At 47.7% G+C, this 18499-nt stretch carries 17 protein-coding genes; 6 read left to right on the top strand and 11 right to left on the bottom strand.

Features of this window, described 5'->3' with window-relative positions; genetic code table 11:
- Positions 1 to 11 precede the first annotated feature (11 nt).
- Both dinB and KNO66_RS00225 read left to right on the top strand, forming a co-directional pair.
- Positions 12 to 1103: a DNA polymerase IV gene (gene dinB, locus KNO66_RS00230; RefSeq protein WP_214739322.1), complete on the top strand. Its 1092-nt coding sequence runs from the start codon at positions 12 to 14 to the stop codon at positions 1101 to 1103.
- Between the two features lie 39 nt (positions 1104 to 1142).
- Positions 1143 to 1361 (top strand): YhzD family protein, encoded by a 219-nt coding sequence (locus KNO66_RS00225; protein WP_214739320.1) that lies wholly within the window; start codon positions 1143 to 1145, stop codon positions 1359 to 1361.
- 40 nt (positions 1362 to 1401) lie between these two features.
- Here the strand turns inward: KNO66_RS00225 and KNO66_RS00220 are convergent, their stop codons facing one another.
- The 3 genes from KNO66_RS00220 to KNO66_RS00210 form a co-directional block, all read right to left on the bottom strand.
- Positions 1402 to 1920 carry a hypothetical protein gene (locus tag KNO66_RS00220; RefSeq protein WP_214739319.1) on the bottom strand — a complete coding sequence of 173 codons (519 nt, stop codon included), beginning with the start codon at positions 1918 to 1920 and terminating at the stop codon, positions 1402 to 1404.
- A 125-nt stretch (positions 1921 to 2045) separates the two neighbouring features.
- Entirely contained in the window at positions 2046 to 2417 is a 372-nt protein-coding gene (locus KNO66_RS00215; protein WP_015880924.1) for a YlbF family regulator, read from the bottom strand.
- 35 nt (positions 2418 to 2452) lie between these two features.
- Positions 2453 to 3571 (bottom strand): DUF445 domain-containing protein, encoded by a 1119-nt coding sequence (locus KNO66_RS00210; protein WP_251125886.1) that lies wholly within the window; start codon positions 3569 to 3571, stop codon positions 2453 to 2455.
- A 42-nt stretch (positions 3572 to 3613) separates the two neighbouring features.
- Here KNO66_RS00210 and KNO66_RS00205 point away from each other — a divergent pair, with 42 nt between their 5' ends.
- Both KNO66_RS00205 and KNO66_RS00200 read left to right on the top strand, forming a co-directional pair.
- A complete protein-coding gene (locus KNO66_RS00205; protein WP_353047835.1) occupies positions 3614 to 4465 on the top strand; it encodes a PucR family transcriptional regulator in 852 nt (283 codons plus the stop codon).
- Between the two features lie 104 nt (positions 4466 to 4569).
- Positions 4570 to 5667 (top strand): ABC transporter ATP-binding protein, encoded by a 1098-nt coding sequence (locus tag KNO66_RS00200; protein WP_214739315.1) that lies wholly within the window; start codon positions 4570 to 4572, stop codon positions 5665 to 5667.
- Positions 5668 to 5709: 42 nt separating this feature from the next.
- On the opposite strand, the gene KNO66_RS00195 is transcribed toward KNO66_RS00200, so the two are convergent.
- From KNO66_RS00195 to KNO66_RS00185, 3 genes are all read right to left on the bottom strand, one after another.
- Entirely contained in the window at positions 5710 to 6360 is a 651-nt protein-coding gene (locus tag KNO66_RS00195) for an amino acid ABC transporter permease (protein ID WP_214739313.1), read from the bottom strand.
- Positions 6357 to 7115 (bottom strand): transporter substrate-binding domain-containing protein, encoded by a 759-nt coding sequence (locus KNO66_RS00190; protein ID WP_214739311.1) that lies wholly within the window; start codon positions 7113 to 7115, stop codon positions 6357 to 6359. The genes KNO66_RS00195 and KNO66_RS00190 overlap by 4 nt, the downstream gene beginning before the upstream one ends.
- A gap of 126 nt (positions 7116 to 7241) precedes the next feature.
- Entirely contained in the window at positions 7242 to 8969 is a 1728-nt protein-coding gene (locus tag KNO66_RS00185) for a phospho-sugar mutase (protein WP_214739309.1), read from the bottom strand.
- 100 nt (positions 8970 to 9069) lie between these two features.
- Between KNO66_RS00185 and KNO66_RS00180 the strand changes: the two genes are divergently transcribed.
- On the top strand, positions 9070 to 9885 hold the full coding sequence (locus KNO66_RS00180) for a sulfurtransferase (RefSeq protein ID WP_214739307.1): 816 nt from the start codon (positions 9070 to 9072) through the stop codon (positions 9883 to 9885).
- Between the two features lie 15 nt (positions 9886 to 9900).
- On the opposite strand, the gene KNO66_RS00175 is transcribed toward KNO66_RS00180, so the two are convergent.
- Genes KNO66_RS00175 through KNO66_RS00160 form a run of 4 tightly spaced genes read right to left on the bottom strand, consistent with a single transcriptional unit; the run spans position 9901 to position 16089 of the window.
- Positions 9901 to 12333 (bottom strand): glycogen/starch/alpha-glucan phosphorylase, encoded by a 2433-nt coding sequence (locus tag KNO66_RS00175; protein WP_214739306.1) that lies wholly within the window; start codon positions 12331 to 12333, stop codon positions 9901 to 9903.
- Positions 12334 to 12355: 22 nt separating this feature from the next.
- Positions 12356 to 13789: a glycogen synthase GlgA gene (gene glgA, locus KNO66_RS00170; protein WP_214739304.1), complete on the bottom strand. Its 1434-nt coding sequence runs from the start codon at positions 13787 to 13789 to the stop codon at positions 12356 to 12358.
- A 10-nt stretch (positions 13790 to 13799) separates the two neighbouring features.
- Complete coding sequence (gene glgD, locus KNO66_RS00165) at positions 13800 to 15002, bottom strand: glucose-1-phosphate adenylyltransferase subunit GlgD (protein WP_353048525.1); 1203 nt, start codon at positions 15000 to 15002, stop codon at positions 13800 to 13802.
- Complete coding sequence (locus KNO66_RS00160) at positions 14935 to 16089, bottom strand: glucose-1-phosphate adenylyltransferase (protein WP_214739301.1); 1155 nt, start codon at positions 16087 to 16089, stop codon at positions 14935 to 14937. Before KNO66_RS00160 ends, glgD begins: the two co-directional genes overlap by 68 nt.
- Before the next feature lie 155 nt (positions 16090 to 16244).
- On the opposite strand from KNO66_RS00160, the gene KNO66_RS00155 reads away from it, so the two are divergent.
- Positions 16245 to 18032 carry a transglycosylase domain-containing protein gene (locus KNO66_RS00155; protein ID WP_214739299.1) on the top strand — a complete coding sequence of 596 codons (1788 nt, stop codon included), beginning with the start codon at positions 16245 to 16247 and terminating at the stop codon, positions 18030 to 18032.
- A gap of 125 nt (positions 18033 to 18157) precedes the next feature.
- Here the strand turns inward: KNO66_RS00155 and KNO66_RS00150 are convergent, their stop codons facing one another.
- Positions 18158 to 18367 carry a hypothetical protein gene (locus KNO66_RS00150; RefSeq protein WP_251128033.1) on the bottom strand — a complete coding sequence of 70 codons (210 nt, stop codon included), beginning with the start codon at positions 18365 to 18367 and terminating at the stop codon, positions 18158 to 18160.
- Between the last annotated feature and the right edge of the window lie 132 nt (positions 18368 to 18499).

The raw sequence follows: 18499 nt of genomic DNA, 5'->3' as shown, positions 1-18499 counted from the left end.
AAGGTGATGTTATGGAACGACTCATCATTCATGTGGACATGGACGCATTTTATGCCTCTGTCGAGCAACGAGACCGCCCTCATTTACGAGGAAAGCCTGTCATCGTCGGTGGGCCACCGCACAGCCGAGGTGTGGTCGCCACATGTTCATATGAAGCGAGGAAGTACGGCGTGCACAGCGCGATGTCATCACGTCGTGCTTTCGCCTTGTGTCCTCATGCGACGTTTGTGAAGCCGCGCTTTCAAGCTTATCGACAAGTCAGCGCACAAGTGATGGAGATCTTCAAATCGGTCACACCGCTTGTCGAACCACTCTCGCTCGATGAGGCGTATCTAGATGTGACGGAGAACACGTTATTGAGCACATCAGGACCGTATATTGCCCGCTATATATTAGGGGAAATCAAACGTCGTACCGGTCTCACCGCATCTGCGGGGGTCGCGCCGTCAAAATTTGTCGCTAAAATTGCTTCTGGATTTGAGAAACCAAATGGGCTCACCGTCGTCCCGGCGCATGGTGTGGCTGATTTTCTCGCCCCCCTCTCCATCGAAGCCATGCATGGCGTCGGAAAAGTGACTGCACAAACGCTTCATAAGAGTGGATATCATACAATCCATGATTTACAATCAGCTCGTCCCGAACAGTTGAAAGCCATCTTTGGACACGATCGTGGGCAACAACTATATGAACTGGCACATGGACGAGACACGCGTCCTGTCGTCGCTACACGGGAACGTAAGTCGATTGGTTCAGAAACGACCTTCGCGTTTGACATTGATGACCCTGAAGAAGTATTTGAACGGGTCATTCCGGAGATGGAGGACGTCTTGCGTCAACTCGATCGCCGCGAATTGAGCTGTCAAACGGTCACCATCAAATTAAAGACGAGCGAATTTCAGGCTCGGAGTCATCAAATCAAACTAAATCATCCGACACATGACCATGACGAGATACGTCGACTTGCCAGACGCCTGTTTGATGAGATGAATGTCACCGAACCCGTCCGCCTGATCGGACTGACCGTATCCGATCTGATTCCTCGGACTGAATCGACACGACAACTGACATTCGATGAACTGACGAAACCTTCTCTTGAAGAATGAATGACCATTCATTAGAATATAGAAAAGGGGGTCGTGTGAATGGAAACATACACGGTGACAGGATTTGAGAATGACGGCACGCTCGTGTTGAATGAAATGTTTGAAGCGAGTGACGATCAATCAGCCAAACAATTAGGACTCGATATGCTTCGCGCCGCAGGGCATGAGCATAAGGGAGCGCGCATCGTTCGCCGAGGACAGCTCATCTATTTCGAACGTTGCAAATTACCGGGGAATTTAAAAGGAACGGCATCCTAATAAAAGTAGACCAAGACAATCATTGTCCTGGTCTACTTTTTCATTCCCCATATTTTTTATCCCATGCATCCTGCCATTCTTGAAGATCAGGGTGGATGTCCTCGAGCGATTCTCCGTTCAGACTATATCCATTCCCTGAACCTGATCCGTCTGTCACGGGGAATGATGTCCCCCCGATGACCTTTCCATCTACAATCATTACCGAGACAGCAGTCTGACCGTTTGGAGATTGCTCACCAATCGGATGATCTTTCACCGTAAAGTTTTCATAGTATACGGTCTTACCCATGTATTCATCCGGTGATGCGGCTTGTAGTCCCCAAATGGTCCGTTCACGATCCTCTGTCAATTTCTCTAAGGTTAAGTCACTCGTATGTTCACCGTCGTAAGAGACAATAGGGTACTGTTGTTCTTCGAGATACGCTTCGGCCACCTGCCCGTTCGCTGTCATCTCAGGTTCTGATTCAGTCTCCATCTCTTTCCCACACGCAACAAGAAAGAGGCAAAAGAAAACGATCATCCACTTTTTCACCATCATCCATCCTTTCGATACCTTCATCTATATTTCATTCTCTTTCCTTGTTCCACTTCCTGCCATTTGTATAAGAATCATGCTAGGTAAGAGGTGATGTCATGATGTTCACAAAAAAACGGATGGCTCGAAAGCCATCCGCTCATCACATCTTATTGAACTTCGTTTTCGTTCACCATCGGCGCGTAAAGCTCTTCAAGTGGTTTCATGATGATTTTCGTTACTTCTGTAACGAGTTGGTGCATGCGTTGCTCTTCTTGCATGAGCTCCATGATCAATTCGTTCTGTTGAACGTTCATCATTTTCGTTTGCGCATCCATCATTTCTTGCTCAGAGATTTCCTCTCCTTGCATTTGCTTTTGTTGAAGCGTCATTTGGATGTTACGGAAGTCAGCGAACAACTGGTTCGCTTCCGCATCCGCATTGACACGATCGTATAAAGAAGAGAGTGTTGTGAACTCTTCAGAATCGCGAAGTGCTTTCTCCAATTGGTAAGCTTGGTCGTACAAGTTTGTTTGTGACATGTAACGTCCTCCTAAATGCTATTAGGGTCAAGCCATCACAAGATAGCAATCAACCCTTGAATCAACCCAATCATACCACCTAACAGCGCACCAAGCCATGTTATTGCCCGGAACTCTCGTTTTGAGATGGATAAAACGATCTCTTCGAGGTATGACGTGTCGAGTGATTGGACTTGTTCTTGTACAATTTTATCAATCTTCAATCGGTCCATGATTGTCTCCATTTGATTCGTGAAGCGCTCAATAACAAGGGTAACACCTTGTGGGACGAGTTCGTCGACGACACGGGATTCAACGGAGTGTGTGTACGATGCGACCGGACGATCCAACAGTTGCCCGATTGGCAGACGGGTAATGACTTGTTCGACGATGCCATCGATCAGGCGGGCTTCTAGTCGATCATCGATTAACGTATCGACCGTCTTCTCACTGAATCGCTCAAATTCACGCGTGATCATCGTCGTCATTCCGTCACGGGTCGATTGACCACGTAAGATGTTGACGATTTCTGGTCGAACCATCTCGACAAAGTTCATATTTTGAATGAACCCTGCGATAAATCCGAGGCGACGCTGGACGAACGAATCGACCATGTGGCGAAGTTGTGCCTCACCTTCTGGTGAATAGAAGTACTCCTCTGACTTGACGAGAAGCGCCTCTACAATCTCAGGAATGAGTGCGCGCACACGGTCCATCCCCTCTTCGCCGAGAACCTCATACAATTTTCGCTCTTTCACTTCTTTTAGGACACTCGCTAACTCATCACGCAATTTGTCGTCTGCCAACGCGAGAATCCGTGTCTCCGCATTCGGATAAAGAGGTTCCACTAGCTCGCGAACCGTCTTATCCGAGCGTAACATCGTTTGAACTTCTTGTTGCGCGAAGTGTGTGATATGTGTCGTCACCTGTTCGTCGAGCAGACGTCTACGCATGCCTTCCGGTGTCAACAAGTGTTTGACGACCGTCTTGCCTAAACTAGATGCCAATTCATCCCGACGTTTCGGAATGAGTCCTGGTGTGAATGGAATCCGGAATGAACCGATATATTTCGGCTCATGCGGTCGGAACAACATTTTGATGGCGAGAAAATTGGTCACGCCCCCAATGGTAGCTCCAATCACAATCATGAGTAATATCTTTAATAACCCGTCCAAACTGCAAGCCTCCGATCTGAAATATGATACATTGTTGTTGAGGTGATAGTATTGAATACGTTTGATCGTATTAAATCGATTTTTCCGACTGCTGTCCATCGGTCGGAAGATGCATCTGGAGACCTTGATTGGTTCGAGACGCAAGAGGGTATCATTTTTGGAATTCCGACGTTCGAGTTAACCGAACGTGAACAGCAACTGTTAGCCATGTGGGCAACACCGATTCTTCAAGCCGATCCCCATCAACGCAAATGGCAAGAACGTCTGCATGATGATACGTTTCGCTTAGATCAACCGTTTCGGCTGATCTCCCTCTCGCTTCAAGAAGCAGAGGCAGATGCGTTCGACTCGTTCATCAGCATCCTCCATGATTTTATGCCACATGCAGAAATCGTGTTGATGACGCAAAAACATATCGAACTCATCGAGCGCGATTCGTTAGTCGACCTTCAAGAATTCGAAGATGTACTACGCGCCATTGCGAGTGATTGCTTTATCGAGGCGTACGCCGTATACAGCGAGCGTCCACAAGGCGTTCTCGCTCGCGTCTATGATCAACACCAGCTGCTCATGCCATACGCTCGTCTGTCTACTAAAACTTACCCTGCTAGTCAATTATTATACCATTATTTACTACAAGAACAGGACTTAAAAGAGCGGAAGCATATCACTGCGCCTTTAATGGAGACGCTCGATTTATCCACAATCGAACTGTTGGAGGCATTGTTTAATCACTCATTGAACGTCTCTCATACGGCCAAAGCATTATTCATGCATCGTAATACGTTGAACTATCGACTCGATCGCCTGTTTGAGACGACCGGTTATGATGCCCGAACGTTCTATGACGCCAGTCTCCTTCAACTCATGGTCACGTTGCACAAATCCGATTGACGGTTTTTGTGCAATTTGTCCATATTCAATGCAAGCGGTTTCATCATATAATCGTTCTTGTAAGCGCTATTATATACAAACAGATTCTTTAGGAGGCAAACGACATGGCAGAAATTCGTTTAGAGCATATTGATAAAATTTACGATGGTGGCGTAAAAGCCGTCAGCGATTTCAACTTACACATTAAAGATCGTGAGTTCATCGTCTTCGTCGGACCGTCTGGTTGCGGTAAATCGACAACACTTCGTATGATCGCAGGTCTTGAAGAGATTTCGAACGGTGACTTTATCATTGACGGGAAACGAATGAACGATGTCGCGCCTAAAGATCGTGATATCGCCATGGTCTTCCAAAACTATGCGCTCTACCCGCACATGAGTGTCTTTGACAACATGGCATTCGGGTTAAAGCTCCGTAAGTTCCCGAAAGACGAGATTGACCGTCGCGTAAAAGACGCTGCTCGCATTCTCGGATTGGAAGAATACCTTGAGCGGAAACCAAAAGCGCTCTCAGGTGGACAACGTCAGCGTGTTGCCATCGGCCGCGCGATCGTCCGTGACGCAAAAGTCTTCTTGATGGATGAGCCACTCTCAAACTTGGATGCGAAACTCCGCGTTCAAATGCGTAAAGAGATCATTCAATTGCACAACCGCTTGGATACAACAACGATTTACGTTACCCATGACCAAACGGAAGCGATGACACTCGCTACACGGATCGTCATCTTGAAAGACGGAATCATCCAACAAGTCGGTTCGCCGAAAGAAGTATATGACCATCCAGACAACATCTTCGTCGCTGGCTTCATCGGTTCACCGTCGATGAACTTCTTCCGCGGGACACTTGCAGAAGGCAAATTCATCACGAACGGTGAAGAAGTCAACGTACCAGAAGGAAAAATGAAAACACTTCGTGATCGTGGTTATGTCGGAAAAGAGCTCGTTCTCGGAATTCGTCCAGAGTCGATCCATGATGAGCCGATCTACATCGACTCACCAACGACACACACGTTCAAAGCGCACATCGACGTCGCTGAGCTCATGGGATCAGAGTCATACCTCTACGCAGAGCTTGGTGGACAACAGTTCACAGCACGTGTCGATGGTCGCTCAAACATCCACATGGGTGACGATGTCGAACTCGCACTCGATATGACAAAAGCACACTTCTTCGACGGAGAAACAGAAGCAGTGATCCGTTAAGGCATACAAAAAGACTCGATTCGTCTGAATCGAGTCTTTTTCTTATCGAATCGCATAGCGCTGTTCGAGCTTATGTTGACCGGCTTGAATCAAAGTCGATAAAATCCAGTAAATCGAAGCTGAGAACAAGAGTAGTGGCATGACCAAATACGTCGTTGCCGCAATTTGGTCAGACACATACGTCAATTCTTGTACCGCAATGACCGTACCGAGTGACGTCGACTTGATGATGTCGATGACCGAGTTCGAGACAGGCGGAATGGCACGAGAGAGCGCCTGCGGGAAAATGATATCTTTGAAACGCTTCATTTTCGGAATACCGAGCGCGACACTTGCCTCCACTTGTCCTTTGTCCACCGAGTTGATGGCTGCTCGGAACGCCTCCGAGATATAGGCCGCAAAGTGGAAACCTAATCCGAAGATGAGCGCCTGCATCCCGCTGAGTTGCACGACTCCGGTGAGACCGACATACAAGATCAACAATTGAAGTAAGAGCGGTGTTCCACGGAAGAAAGAAATATACGTCCGTGTGAACAACCGTACGATTTTGATTGGACTGCTATGAAGTAAAGCGATGATCAGACCAAGCGCCAAGGCGAGAAGAATCGACAGGACACTGGCGATCAACGTGAGCTGGATGGCTTCAAGATAGACCGAACGGTTATCTATGACGGTCGTGATCAGTTCATTCATTGACTGATATCCTCACCAAAGTATTTCTCACCGATTTCTTTCATCGTGCCGTCTTCTTTCATCTCTGCAAGCGCATCGTTCAACTTGTCTAGCACGTCGCTATCTTGACGTGTCATGAATCCAGCTTCACTCGTGTTGAAGATATCACCGACCGCTTTGACGTCATATCCTGTTTTTTCAAGTTCCGTCAAGATGAAGAGACGGTCGTTGAGGGCTGCGTCCAAACGACCCACTTCGAGGTCTTGTAAAACTTGGTTCGCCCCTTTGTAGAATTTCACTTCAGCTCCGGCTTCTTCAGCCATTTGTGCGTAAGCAGAACCTTGTGTCGAACCGACTAATTTACCGTCGAGGTCATCGATTCCTTGAATATCATTGTTATCTGATGCAACGATGACTTGTGCACCTGATACCGCATATGGGTCAGAGAATGCATATTTTTCTTCACGCTCAGGTGTGATGCTCATTTGGTTGGCAATCATGTCAATGCGTTCTGCGTCGAGTGCCGGAACGAGTCCTTTAAAGTCCATCGCTTCATACTCTACTTTATAACCCGCACGTTCTGCCGCTTCGTTCAAGACGTCGATGTCATATCCCATCAATTCACCTTTTTCTTTGTAAGTGAATGGTGGGTATGTCGCCTCTGTCCCGACCGTGATGACCGCTTCGTCCGCTCCACTGTCTGTTTCGTTACCGCAAGCCGCGAGAAGCCCGACAGATGCTCCGATTGCGAGTACGCTTGTTAATGTCTTTTTCATAATAACTCCGCCTTTCCTATAATCCTTATATGATTACACGGTTTTAAACAATATCCTCATCATACTGGCGAGATGTCTTCATGTCAAACAAAAAACATCACCCTATTTCTAGAGTGATGTTCCTCGTCAATCAATCGCTTCCGCTTGCTTCATGACATCTGCTTCAATCGCTTCACGTTTTGCGGTCGTCTTCTCGGCACGATCGGCATGTACGCTGAAGTAAAACTTGATTTTCGGCTCTGTGCCAGATGGACGAAGGCAGAACCACGAACCGTCCGCAAAGACGAACTTCAAGACGTTCGATGGCGGCAACGCGATGGCTTCAGACGTGCCGGTCTGTAGGTCGGTCGTCACTTGCTTCTTATAGTCTTCGAAACGAACGACTTCGTATCCACCGACTTCTTTTGGTGGATTGGCGCGGAACGCCTCCATCATTCGTCCGATTTGTTCGAGTCCGGCTTTCCCTTTCAATGTCATCGACTGGAGAGATTCCTCATAGAATCCATACTTCTCATAGATCGCCTGCAACGCATCATAGAGCGTCCGACCATGCTGTTTATGGTATGCCGCCATCTCCGCTGCGAGTAAGCAAGCCTGAACAGCATCCTTGTCACGACAGAAGTCTCCAATCAAGTAGCCATAACTTTCTTCATATCCGAATAAGAATTCATATTCCCCGGACTCTTCATATTGTTTAATCTTCTCACCGATGAACTTGAATCCCGTCAACGTATTTTCAACATGTACGCCGTACGACTTCGCAATCGCTGCACCGAGTTCAGACGTCACAATTGTTTTAGCAACGAATCCGTTTGATGGGAGGGTCCCCGTCTCGCTCTTTTGTGACAAGATGTATTCCATTAAGAGTGCACCTGTCTGGTTGCCGGTCAAGACGAACCATTCTCCGTCACGTCCGCGCACCGTCAAGCCGACACGGTCCGCATCCGGGTCCGTTGCCATGAGTAAATCAGCCCCGACGCGGTCCCCATATTCCATCGCCAGTTTAAACGCCGCTTTTTCTTCTGGGTTCGGATAGCTGACAGTCGGGAAGGCACCGTCTGGCTCTGCCTGTTCGTCTACAATCGTCACGTGCTCAAATCCATACGCCTTTAATCCTTCCATGACCGGACGACGTCCTGTCCCATGGAGCGGAGAATAGACAATTTTAAGCGGGCTGTCCTGAACGTCACGATGAATCCGAATGGACTGGAGCGCCTCCATATAGGCTTCGTCGACTGATGGGTCGACTGTGACGAGTAGTCCCGTTTGTCGAAGCGCCGCTTCAACTTCAATCTCAATTTTCAACTCGTCTTCAATCGCATTGACGTAACTGACGAGTTCATCCGCTTCTGCTGGCGGAAGCTGTCCACCGTCTGCCCCGTAGACCTTGAACCCGTTATATTCCGGTGGGTTGTGGCTCGCTGTGATCACGATTCCACCGAACGCATTCAAATGACGCACGGCAAACGACAATTCAGGTGTCGCACGTAGACTTGGGAATAAGTATGTCTTGATGCCATTCGAGGCAAGCGTCCGTGCCGCCTCTAACGCAAATTCAGGTGAAAAATGACGAGAGTCATGGGCGATGACAACGCCGTGACGTTTCGCCTCTTCCCCCGAAGCAGAGATAAAGTCCGCAAACCCTTGGGATGCTTTTCGAATCGTATAAATGTTCATTCGGTTCGCACCCGGTCCGATTTCTCCACGCATGCCGCCTGTCCCGAACTCCAATGTCTTATAAAACGCATCTTCTAACGTCGTCTCGTTTTGAGAAAGTTCCTCGAGTTCCGCACGCAAATGCGGTTCGAGCCCATCAAATTGATTCCAACGTTCATATGTTTGTTGCCATGTCATGACCAGTTCCCCTTTCACACTTAAAAAATTCAATCGAAGTACTCGCCAATTGCTTCCATCTTGTATACGATGAGAGTAACGAAACCTCGAGGTGATATGAATGTTTCCAACAATGCGTGCCCAAGAATTAAAACAAATCGTGCATACGAACTCGATTCGTTTCATCGATTGCCGATATTCGCTAAACGACGCGTCCTATGGTAAATATGTCTACCGAAAGGGACATCTTCCGAACGCGGTCTTTCTCGATTTGATGGAAGACTTGTCCGGTCCGGTCGGCGAACATGGCGGACGCCATCCGCTTCCCTCGAAAGAAGCATGGACGGCGACACTTCGTCGCATCGGCTTGAAAAAAGAAGACCTCGTCATCATTTATGATGATGGCTTCCCGTTTGCAGCCCGCGCATGGTGGCTCTTTAAATGGGCCGGCCACGAGCGCGTCGTCGTCCTAGAAGGTGGCATTCAATCAGGTATCACCTATTGCGGAGATACCTCGATAGATGTTCCCCATTATCCGGCAAGCGACTATACGCCGGACTTTCAAGACCACATGATTGCGACCCTGGAGGAAGTTAAAGCCGCGACCACTGGTGCGCTTTATGATTCGCGAACCGAAGATCGCTTCAACGGCACACACGAACCGATTGACCAAAAAGCAGGTCACATCCCCAATGCGTTACTTTGTTCCTATGCAGAGGCCATCACCGAACTCGGAACATTAGAAGATTTTCACGACTTGAAGGAACTGTATCAAGATGTTCTCCCTGTCGAAAACCCAATCTTCTATTGTGGTAGCGGTGTAACCGCCTGTGTCAATATTTTGGCACTCCATGCGCTCGGAAAAGATGATGTCCGGCTCTATCCGGGGTCCTATTCTGATTGGATCAGCTATCCAGAAAACGAGGTCCACCCATAATGGGTGGATCGTTTTTTATTTCACGCTCGTCGGTTTGATATTCCAGACTGCGTTGGCGTATTCCGTAATGGTACGGTCACTCGAGAAAATCCCCGATTTTGCCGTATTGACGATGGAACTCTCTGCCCAACGCGACGGATCACTGAACACCTCATCGACACGTCGCTGCGCCCGCATATAGGAGACGAAGTCTTTCAAGACAAGGAAATCATCGTTGTAGACGAGGAGTGAGTCAAAGATGGATTGGAATTGATACTCGCCCACTTTATCGAATGTTCCATTGACGAGACCATCGACGACATCTCTGATTTCTTGATGTGCGTGATACATCTCAGCCGCATGATATCCGCCAAATTTCTTATAGTTCATGACTTCTTGCGGGGATAATCCGAAGATAAAGATGTGATCATCACCGACGGCATCACGAATCTCAATATTGGCTCCGTCTAACGTCCCAATCGTCAAGGCACCGTTCATCATGAACTTCATGTTTCCGGTTCCCGATGCCTCATAACTCGCAGTCGAGATTTGTTCACTCAAGTCAGACCCTGGGAAAATTCGTTCGGCCATGGAGACACGATAGTTTTCAAGGAAGATGACTTTGATGAATTGGCTCGCCCGTTTGTCTTTGTTGATGAGCGTGGCAAGCGCATTGATATAGCGAATGATTTCTTTCGCATAGTAGTAACCTGGCGCAGCCTTGGCGCCGAAGATAAACGTACGAGGTACCATTGTGAACGTCGGGTCCGCCTGAATCTTCAAGTAAAGCGCATGGATATGAAGAGCGTTCAGCAGTTGTCGTTTGTATGCGTGTAGGCGTTTGACTTGCACGTCAAAGATCGAGTGCGGGTCCACTTTCTCTCCCGTTTCCTCTTGAATGTATGCTGCTAAATCAAATTTATTCTGTTGCTTCACATTCATGACTTTTTCTTGGAAACTTTGGTCCTTCGAGACATCCATCAACTTCTCCAAATCATTCGGATGTTCGATCCATGACGGGCCGATCGCTTCCGTGATGGCGTCGGATAAACGCGGATTTGATTTTAAAAGCCAGCGGCGGTGTGTGATCCCGTTCGTCTTGTTATTGAAGCGAAGCGGGAACATCTCATATAAGTAACGCATCTCGCGCTGTTTTAATATGTCCGTATGAATCTGCGCCACGCCGTTCGTTGAGTGAGAACCGACAACGGCTAAGTTGGCCATATTGATCTGTTCATTGGATACGATGGCGATCTCACCCATATGGGATTCGAGGTGTGGATAGTTGACGAGTACGTCTCGACAGAAACGTCGGTTGATTTCTTCGATGATTTGATACACGCGCGGCAAGAGGCGCTGGTACATCTCGACCGGCCATTTCTCTAATGCTTCTGCGAGTAACGTATGGTTCGTGAACGACATGACACTCTTCGTGATGCGCCATGCTTCGTCCCACCCATATCCATGCTCGTCCATCAAGATGCGCATCAATTCAGGAATCGCGACGACCGGATGCGTGTCGTTGATGTGAATCGCATAATGATCACCTAATTGCTTGAGTGGCTTATTCCGTTTCACATAGGAAGCGAGCATCGATTGAATGCCTGCCGATACAAAGAAGTATTGTTGCTTCAAACGTAATACTTTTCCTTCATAGGTCGTATCATCCGGATAGAGAAATTCTGAAATGGTCGCAATCGACTGTTTGTGCTTCAACAGGTCTTTATACGTCCCTTTCGTTTTCTCTAAATACGCCTCATCGTCAAGCGGCGATTCTGCGTTCCAAAGACGTAACGTATTCACGACATCATTTTGATATCCGATAATCGGCATATCATATGGAACGGCAAGAACAACCTCATCCGGGTGATGAACGACGCGCAACCGGTCTCCGATTTGCTTCATCTCAATCCAGCCACCGAAATTGATCTCGACCGCCTTATCCTGACGTCTCGTCTCCCACATATTGCCGTCACGGAGCCAGTTATCCGGCAACTCGACTTGATATCCGTCAACGATTTTCTGTTTGAAGAGTCCATAGCGGTAGCGGATCCCGTTCCCGTGCCCAGGTAAACTGAGTGCGGCTAAGGAATCCAGGAAACAAGCTGCCAATCGTCCGAGTCCCCCGTTCCCAAGACCCGGTTCTGGTTCCCACTCGGTGATCTCGGTGAAGTCGTATCCGAGGTCTTCAAGCCCTTCTTTAACGAGCTCTAGTACATCTAGACTGAGGAGGTTATTGTATAAAAAACGTCCTAATAAAAATTCAAGAGAGAAATAAATGACTTGCTTACTATGTTTTTCTTCTTGACGTTCGCGGGTATGGATCCATTTCGGCATAGCCTGCTCACGTACCATTGTCGCCAAGGTTTGATACACTTCCTGCTCTGTCCCATCTTCGATCGATTTCCCATTTAATGCGATGAACCGTTCTTTAAACGCGTCGACAAAGCTCTGTTTATCTGTGAACATAAATCAAGTTAGCTCCTTCCACTCATGCGAATAAATGATATAACTCACGATATTGCTTGGCAGATTGTTTCCAGCTATAGTCCGCGGTCATCGCCTGATGGACGAGGGCATGCCAATTTTCTTTTTCATAATAGACACGAATGGCTTTTTCAATCGTCGCCAACATCTCGTGAGCATTATAGTTTGCAAAGCCGAACCCGGTTCCTTCTTGCGTGAACTCATTATAAGGTTTCACCGTATCCCGTAGTCCACCCGTCTCACGTACGATTGGTAACGTTCCATATCGCATAGAAATCAACTGACTGAGTCCACAAGGCTCAAAACGTGACGGCATTAAAAAAGCATCCGATCCGGCATAGATCAAGTGCGCAAGTTCGATGTCAAAACCAATATATGACCCGACTTTCCCGGGGTGAGCTGCCGTCATCTCGTGAACAATCCCTTCATATTCCGGTTGTCCCGAACCGAGAAAGACGAACTGACAAGGAAGCTGTCCAAGTTCTTCACGGACACCGTTGATGAGATCGAGGCCTTTTTGGTCAACGAGTCGGCTGACAAAACCGATGAGCATGATATCGTCGCGCACTTCTAGCCCAAGTCGCTCTTGTAACGCTCGTTTGTTGACACCTTTTCCTTCTTTGTACGAGTCGAGATTGTATGTCTTTTCAATCCGTGTATCTGTACTTGGATCGTTGGTCGCCAAGTCGATTCCGTTTAAAATCCCACGCACATCGACAGCGCGATGACGTAAGGCACCGTCTAACCCTTCACCGTAGTATGGCTCCATGATTTCATCTCGATACGATGGACTGACGGTCGTGATTTGATCCGAGTGCACGATTCCAGCTTTCATATAATTGACGAGACCGTTATGTTGAATTCCTTCAGCCGTGAAATGTTCAGGACCGAACTGTAACAGTTCCCCAAGAATCTCTTCTGGGAAGATTCCTTGGTATTGTAGGTTATGGATTGTGTACACCGTACGAATGCGTTGATACGCTTCAATATGTTGATAATGAATTCGTAAGAAGGCTGGTAGAATCCCTGTCTGCCAATCATGGCAATGAAGGACATCAGGCACTTCTTCCATTTTTCCAATCATCTCGAGTACGGCACGTGAGAAGAAAGCGAAACGTTCGGCATCATCAAAGTGTCCGTATAAGACCCCGTCACGTTTAAAGTAATATTCGTTATCGATGAAATAATACGTAATGCCATCACGTTCTAATTTAAGAACCGCTCCGAATTGCTTACGCCAACCGACTGGAACAATGAGGTCGAATAAATATTCCATCTCGTCCACGTACTCTTTAGCAATCGAGCCGTATTTCGGCATGACGACACTGACTTCTTCTCCTAGGTTCGCCACCGCTTGGGGGAGCGAACCGACAACGTCGGCTAGCCCCCCCGTTTTCATAAACGGTGCCGCTTCTGAAGCAACATACCAAATTTTCATAAAATCCTCCTCACACTACTGTTCGTTTCGCGATGACAATCGGTTCGTCGATCGTGCCTCGAATGACTTGTCCTCGTTTTACCACAACTTCTTTATCCAAAATCGCATTCTCGACGACAGCCCCTTCTTCAATGATTGACTTCGACGAAATGATCGAGTTTTTCACACGTGCATGTTTACTGACTTGAACACCACGGAAGAGAATACTATTTTGAACTTCACCATGAATCTTACACCCGTTCGCCACGAGCGCTTCGTTTACTTTTGAACCTTTCAAGTAACGAGTCGGTGGCTCATGTTTGATTTTCGTATAGATATGTGGGAAGTCATAGATGATGCCTTCGCCACGGAGTAATCGCATACTCTCGTTATAATAAGAAAGTACTGAATGGATGACCTGCATTTTCCCGACATAGTGATAGCCATGGACGTGAAGACGATGGAGTTGCGGACGAATGACGCCGTCTAATAAATCATACTCACCTTTCGAAGTCGCTTCATCGACGAGACGCATAAAGAGATTTTTCGACATGATGATCGTTTCTGTATACGTGTATTCATCATCCGGTGAGAATCCTCGCTCGGAGATTCCGACAACGCGATCGTTCTCACCAAGACGAATCGGACGGCAGTAGCCACATTTCTGTTCATGTGTCGTATAGGCAAGCGTGATGTCCGCGCCCATCGATTTATGATGTTCAAGCATATCGTTATAATCGACGGTCGTCAGTACGTTCGAACCTGTGATGACCACATACGGCTGCTTGCTGCGGATAAAGTGTTCACGGTGCATCGAGAAGTTGGCCAAGTCGCCAAGATACGCTTCTCCGTCAGGCTTCAGTGCTGGTGGGAAGATGTGAAGTCCACCTTGCGAGCGGTCTAAGTCCCATTCTTTCCCCGAGCCGAGGTGGTCCATCAAAGAACGATACTTGTCTAACGTAAAGATCCCGACTTGACTGATGTTTTGTGTAATCATATTCGTCAATGTAAAGTCAATCAGACGATATCGTCCCGAGAATGGAACTGACGCCAAATTGCGATGTCCTGTGAATTCTGGGAATAGTCCTTGTTCCGTGCCTAAGTTAATGACCCCTAATAAATCGTTCGTCAACAGTAACGCCTCCTTGCGTGTCTCTTTACTCGTGTCAAACTCGTTGTTTGAAGACGGTGCCGCTTTCAATGTTTTCGTGTGGTTCAATAACAACGATTTCACCACCCGGCTCACCGATTGTCGCGCCGTCTTCGATGACTGCACAGCTTGCGACAATGGCTCTGTGAATTGTTACATCCTTCCCGATTCTGGCTCCCGGCATGATGACCGAGTCTTTGACGAGCGATCCTTCTCCAACACGTACGTCATAGAATAGGACCGAATGTTGGACTTCCCCTTCGATATGACACCCTTCGTTGATCACAGACTGCTCGACACAGGCATCTTTCCCGATATACTGAGGCGTCTGATTTGGGTTGACCGAATAGATTTTCCATTCCGGGTCATACAAATCGAACGGCGGCTCTTCTTCCAAGAGATCCATATTCGCTTCCCAGAGCGATTGAATGGTTCCGACGTCTTTCCAGTAGCCTTTAAATTTATAGGCGAAGACGTCAAGACCTTGAAGAAGTGTATTTGGAATGATATTTTTCCCGAAGTCAAAGCTCGATGTTTCATCTTCAGCATCTTTGATTAAATGTTCGCGTAAGACACTCCAGTTGAAGATGTAGATCCCCATCGAGGCCAAGTTGCTCTTCGGCTCTTCAGGCTTCTCTTCAAACTCGTTGATGCGAAGGTCATCCGCTGTGTTTAAAATTCCGAAACGTGACGCTTCATCCCAAGGTACTTCCATGACCGAAATGGTCACGTCGGCCTGTTTCTCTTTATGGGCTTCGAGCATCTTCTCGTAGTCCATTTTGTAAATGTGGTCTCCCGATAAAATTAAGACGTAATCCGGATCGTAATCGTCGATATAGCTCAAGTTACGATAGATTGCATTGGCCGTCCCCTCGTACCAGTTTTTCCCCGACTGTGCTTGATAAGGTGGGAGTATCGCTAATCCCCCGTTACGCCGATCTAAATCCCATGCCGTCCCGATTCCTAAATAACGATTCAATTCAAGTGGCTCATATTGCGTCAACACCCCGACTGTTGTAATTCCCGAGTTCGTGCAGTTTGATAATGGGAAATCGATAATGCGGTACTTCCCCCCGAAATGAACGGCAGGTTTCGCCGTTTTTCGCGTGAGAGGCCCCAATCGTTTTCCTTCTCCTCCTGCAAGGAGCATCGCAACCATTTCTTGCTTCATAAATAAAAAGCCTCCTCAAAATCGTAATATACAACCTCTTTTACCCTTTTTCGCTATTTCCTAAAGTATTCCTTCTCGAATTATTATATGATAACGTTTACATTTTTATTTTTTTGTAAATCGGACGATATAATGTATAGAGAGAGGTGAAAAAGATGAGAGCTTGGATTGGAACCCTATTTTTTGCAGGACTTTTGGCCGCCTCCTTGTCGCTTGCGACAGCATTGAAAGAAGAAATCGATCAGGCAGACGAAATCCTCTCTTGGGGACAAGAATTGGTGTCGGCCCAACCGCTCTCTTCAAAACATGCTGTCACACTCGCATACAACGGTGGAGAACAGAAAATCTACTTGGCTGGCCGTCGAAATGATGTATCTCCGAAGGCGTTACCCGAACATGTTCAGGATGCCATCACGACGATTGAAGACCGTAAATTTAATGCCCATCCCGGTTATGATTTGAGCGGGATTGCCCGAGCATTTATCAATAATGCGAACGAGACCTCCGTTCAAGGCGGAAGTACGATCACACAACAGCTCGCACGAAACGTGTACCTTACCCATGAGCGGACATATGAACGAAAAGTGAAAGAATTATTACTCGCACGAGCACTCGAAGAAAACTATAGCAAGAAAGAAATTTTGACAGCCTATAGCAACGTTATATTTTTTGGTCATAATGTATATGGCATTCAATCCGCAGCCGATACATACTTTTCTAGATCACTCGACGATTTAAATTGGAATCAACTCGCTTACTTGTTGACGGTACCGAATAACCCGTCCCTTTACGACGCACTTCATCCATCCGATGCTTTTTTCGAGCGGAAGGACCGCATTTTGACGCAACTGTACGACGCAAGAATTCTTTCAAAGAGCGCCTATGACCAATACCATGGCGTGAAATTGCAAGCTTCGTTTCGCAGTCAAACGATTCAATATCCGGATTATATGGATACGGCTGTCCGCGAGGCCATTCAATTGGTTCGCTCACGATATGATTTAGATGACACTGAAGCAAGAGATTACTTATCCACCCACGAAGCGACGATTGAGACCTATTTGTCGACGGGGAAACAAAACCAAGCCAAACGTGTGATGAGTCAACTACCTCCTGGTGTAAACGGTGGCTATACGGAACTGACACCTCAAGGACGGATTGTGGCGATGGTTGATTCGGAAATGACTCAAGTCGGGGAGTTCAACCGCGCGACACAAGCGTATCGTCAACCGGGATCTGCCATCAAACCTGTCCTCGTGTTCGCACCATTCATCGAAGAGACGGGTGCGACGCTTGAAACGGTACTCGATGGCCGTCCGACCTGTTATGGGTCCTACTGTCCAGGAAATAGTCATGATCGCGTGTTAGGTGATGTCTTATTGAAAGATGCCGTCGCTTACTCGTATAACACCCCTGCTCTCGCCGCCTTCTCAGCCATTGATCAAGAGCGTGCCTACAAAACAGCAGACATGATGTTTAGTCAATGGGATGAAAAAGATGAGAATTTAGCGAGTGCCCTCGGTGGTCTTACGCAAGGGGTCTCCCCAAAAGAACTAGCGGCCGCCTACACGCCATTCTTAAACAAAGGTGTCTATACGTCTGGGCATACGATTAAACAAATCACCTTTAAATCGGGTGAGCCGACATTGACGCCAAAATTAACGGAAGAACCTATTTGGTCATCGGATACCGTGAACGTAATGAAGAAGGCATTATCGACCGTCACGACTTACGGAACGGGACGATATGCGAATCGAGTGAAAGCGGATTATGAATATCTCGGAGGCAAGACTGGCACGACGAACGACAACAAAGACATGTGGTACGTTGGACTAACCGACCGTACCATCACCGCCATCTGGCTAGGTGCCGACACGCCACGTCCCTTCCCAGATCTCGCTAACCGTGCGTATCCAGCGATTGTCTGGACGGAAGCACATTAAAAGAGTCAGCCTCCATCGGCTGACTCTTTTAATGTTGACAAATAACATGTTCGAACTCGTCCTTCCGGCGCCCACGCTTTCCTGTAGGAGTCGCGGCGCCGTCGGGCGAGCAACGCAAACGGTCGTCACCTGCCGGCCGTTCGTCTTTTTTCTAAGGCCACGACGGCCGAAGAAAATACTCGATACTTACTTCGAATCGATGTATCAGGGAAAAGGGAAGGTAAACGCCGAGCCCGCCCGTCATCAATCCCGAGATCATCCGCCTCGAGCCGCCGTTCAACATCCATTCCGTTCGTCAGACCGTGAAGGATGGATGGTGTCGACTTGTTGATCATCAGATCCGCCCCTGTGTGTTCTTCTCACACCATTATATGGGACGGAGGACAAAAGGTGACCAAGAACGGGCAGGCGAGACTCCTGAGGGAATAGCAAGCAAAGGGAGACCCAGCAGTGACGCAGTCGCGATG

The sequence above is a fragment of the Exiguobacterium sp. s48 genome (assembly GCF_018617395.1).
In the GTDB taxonomy this organism is placed as follows: domain Bacteria; phylum Bacillota; class Bacilli; order Exiguobacteriales; family Exiguobacteriaceae; genus Exiguobacterium.
Note: the sequence above shows the minus strand (reverse complement) of the source record. Positions and strands in the feature narration are given on the sequence as shown.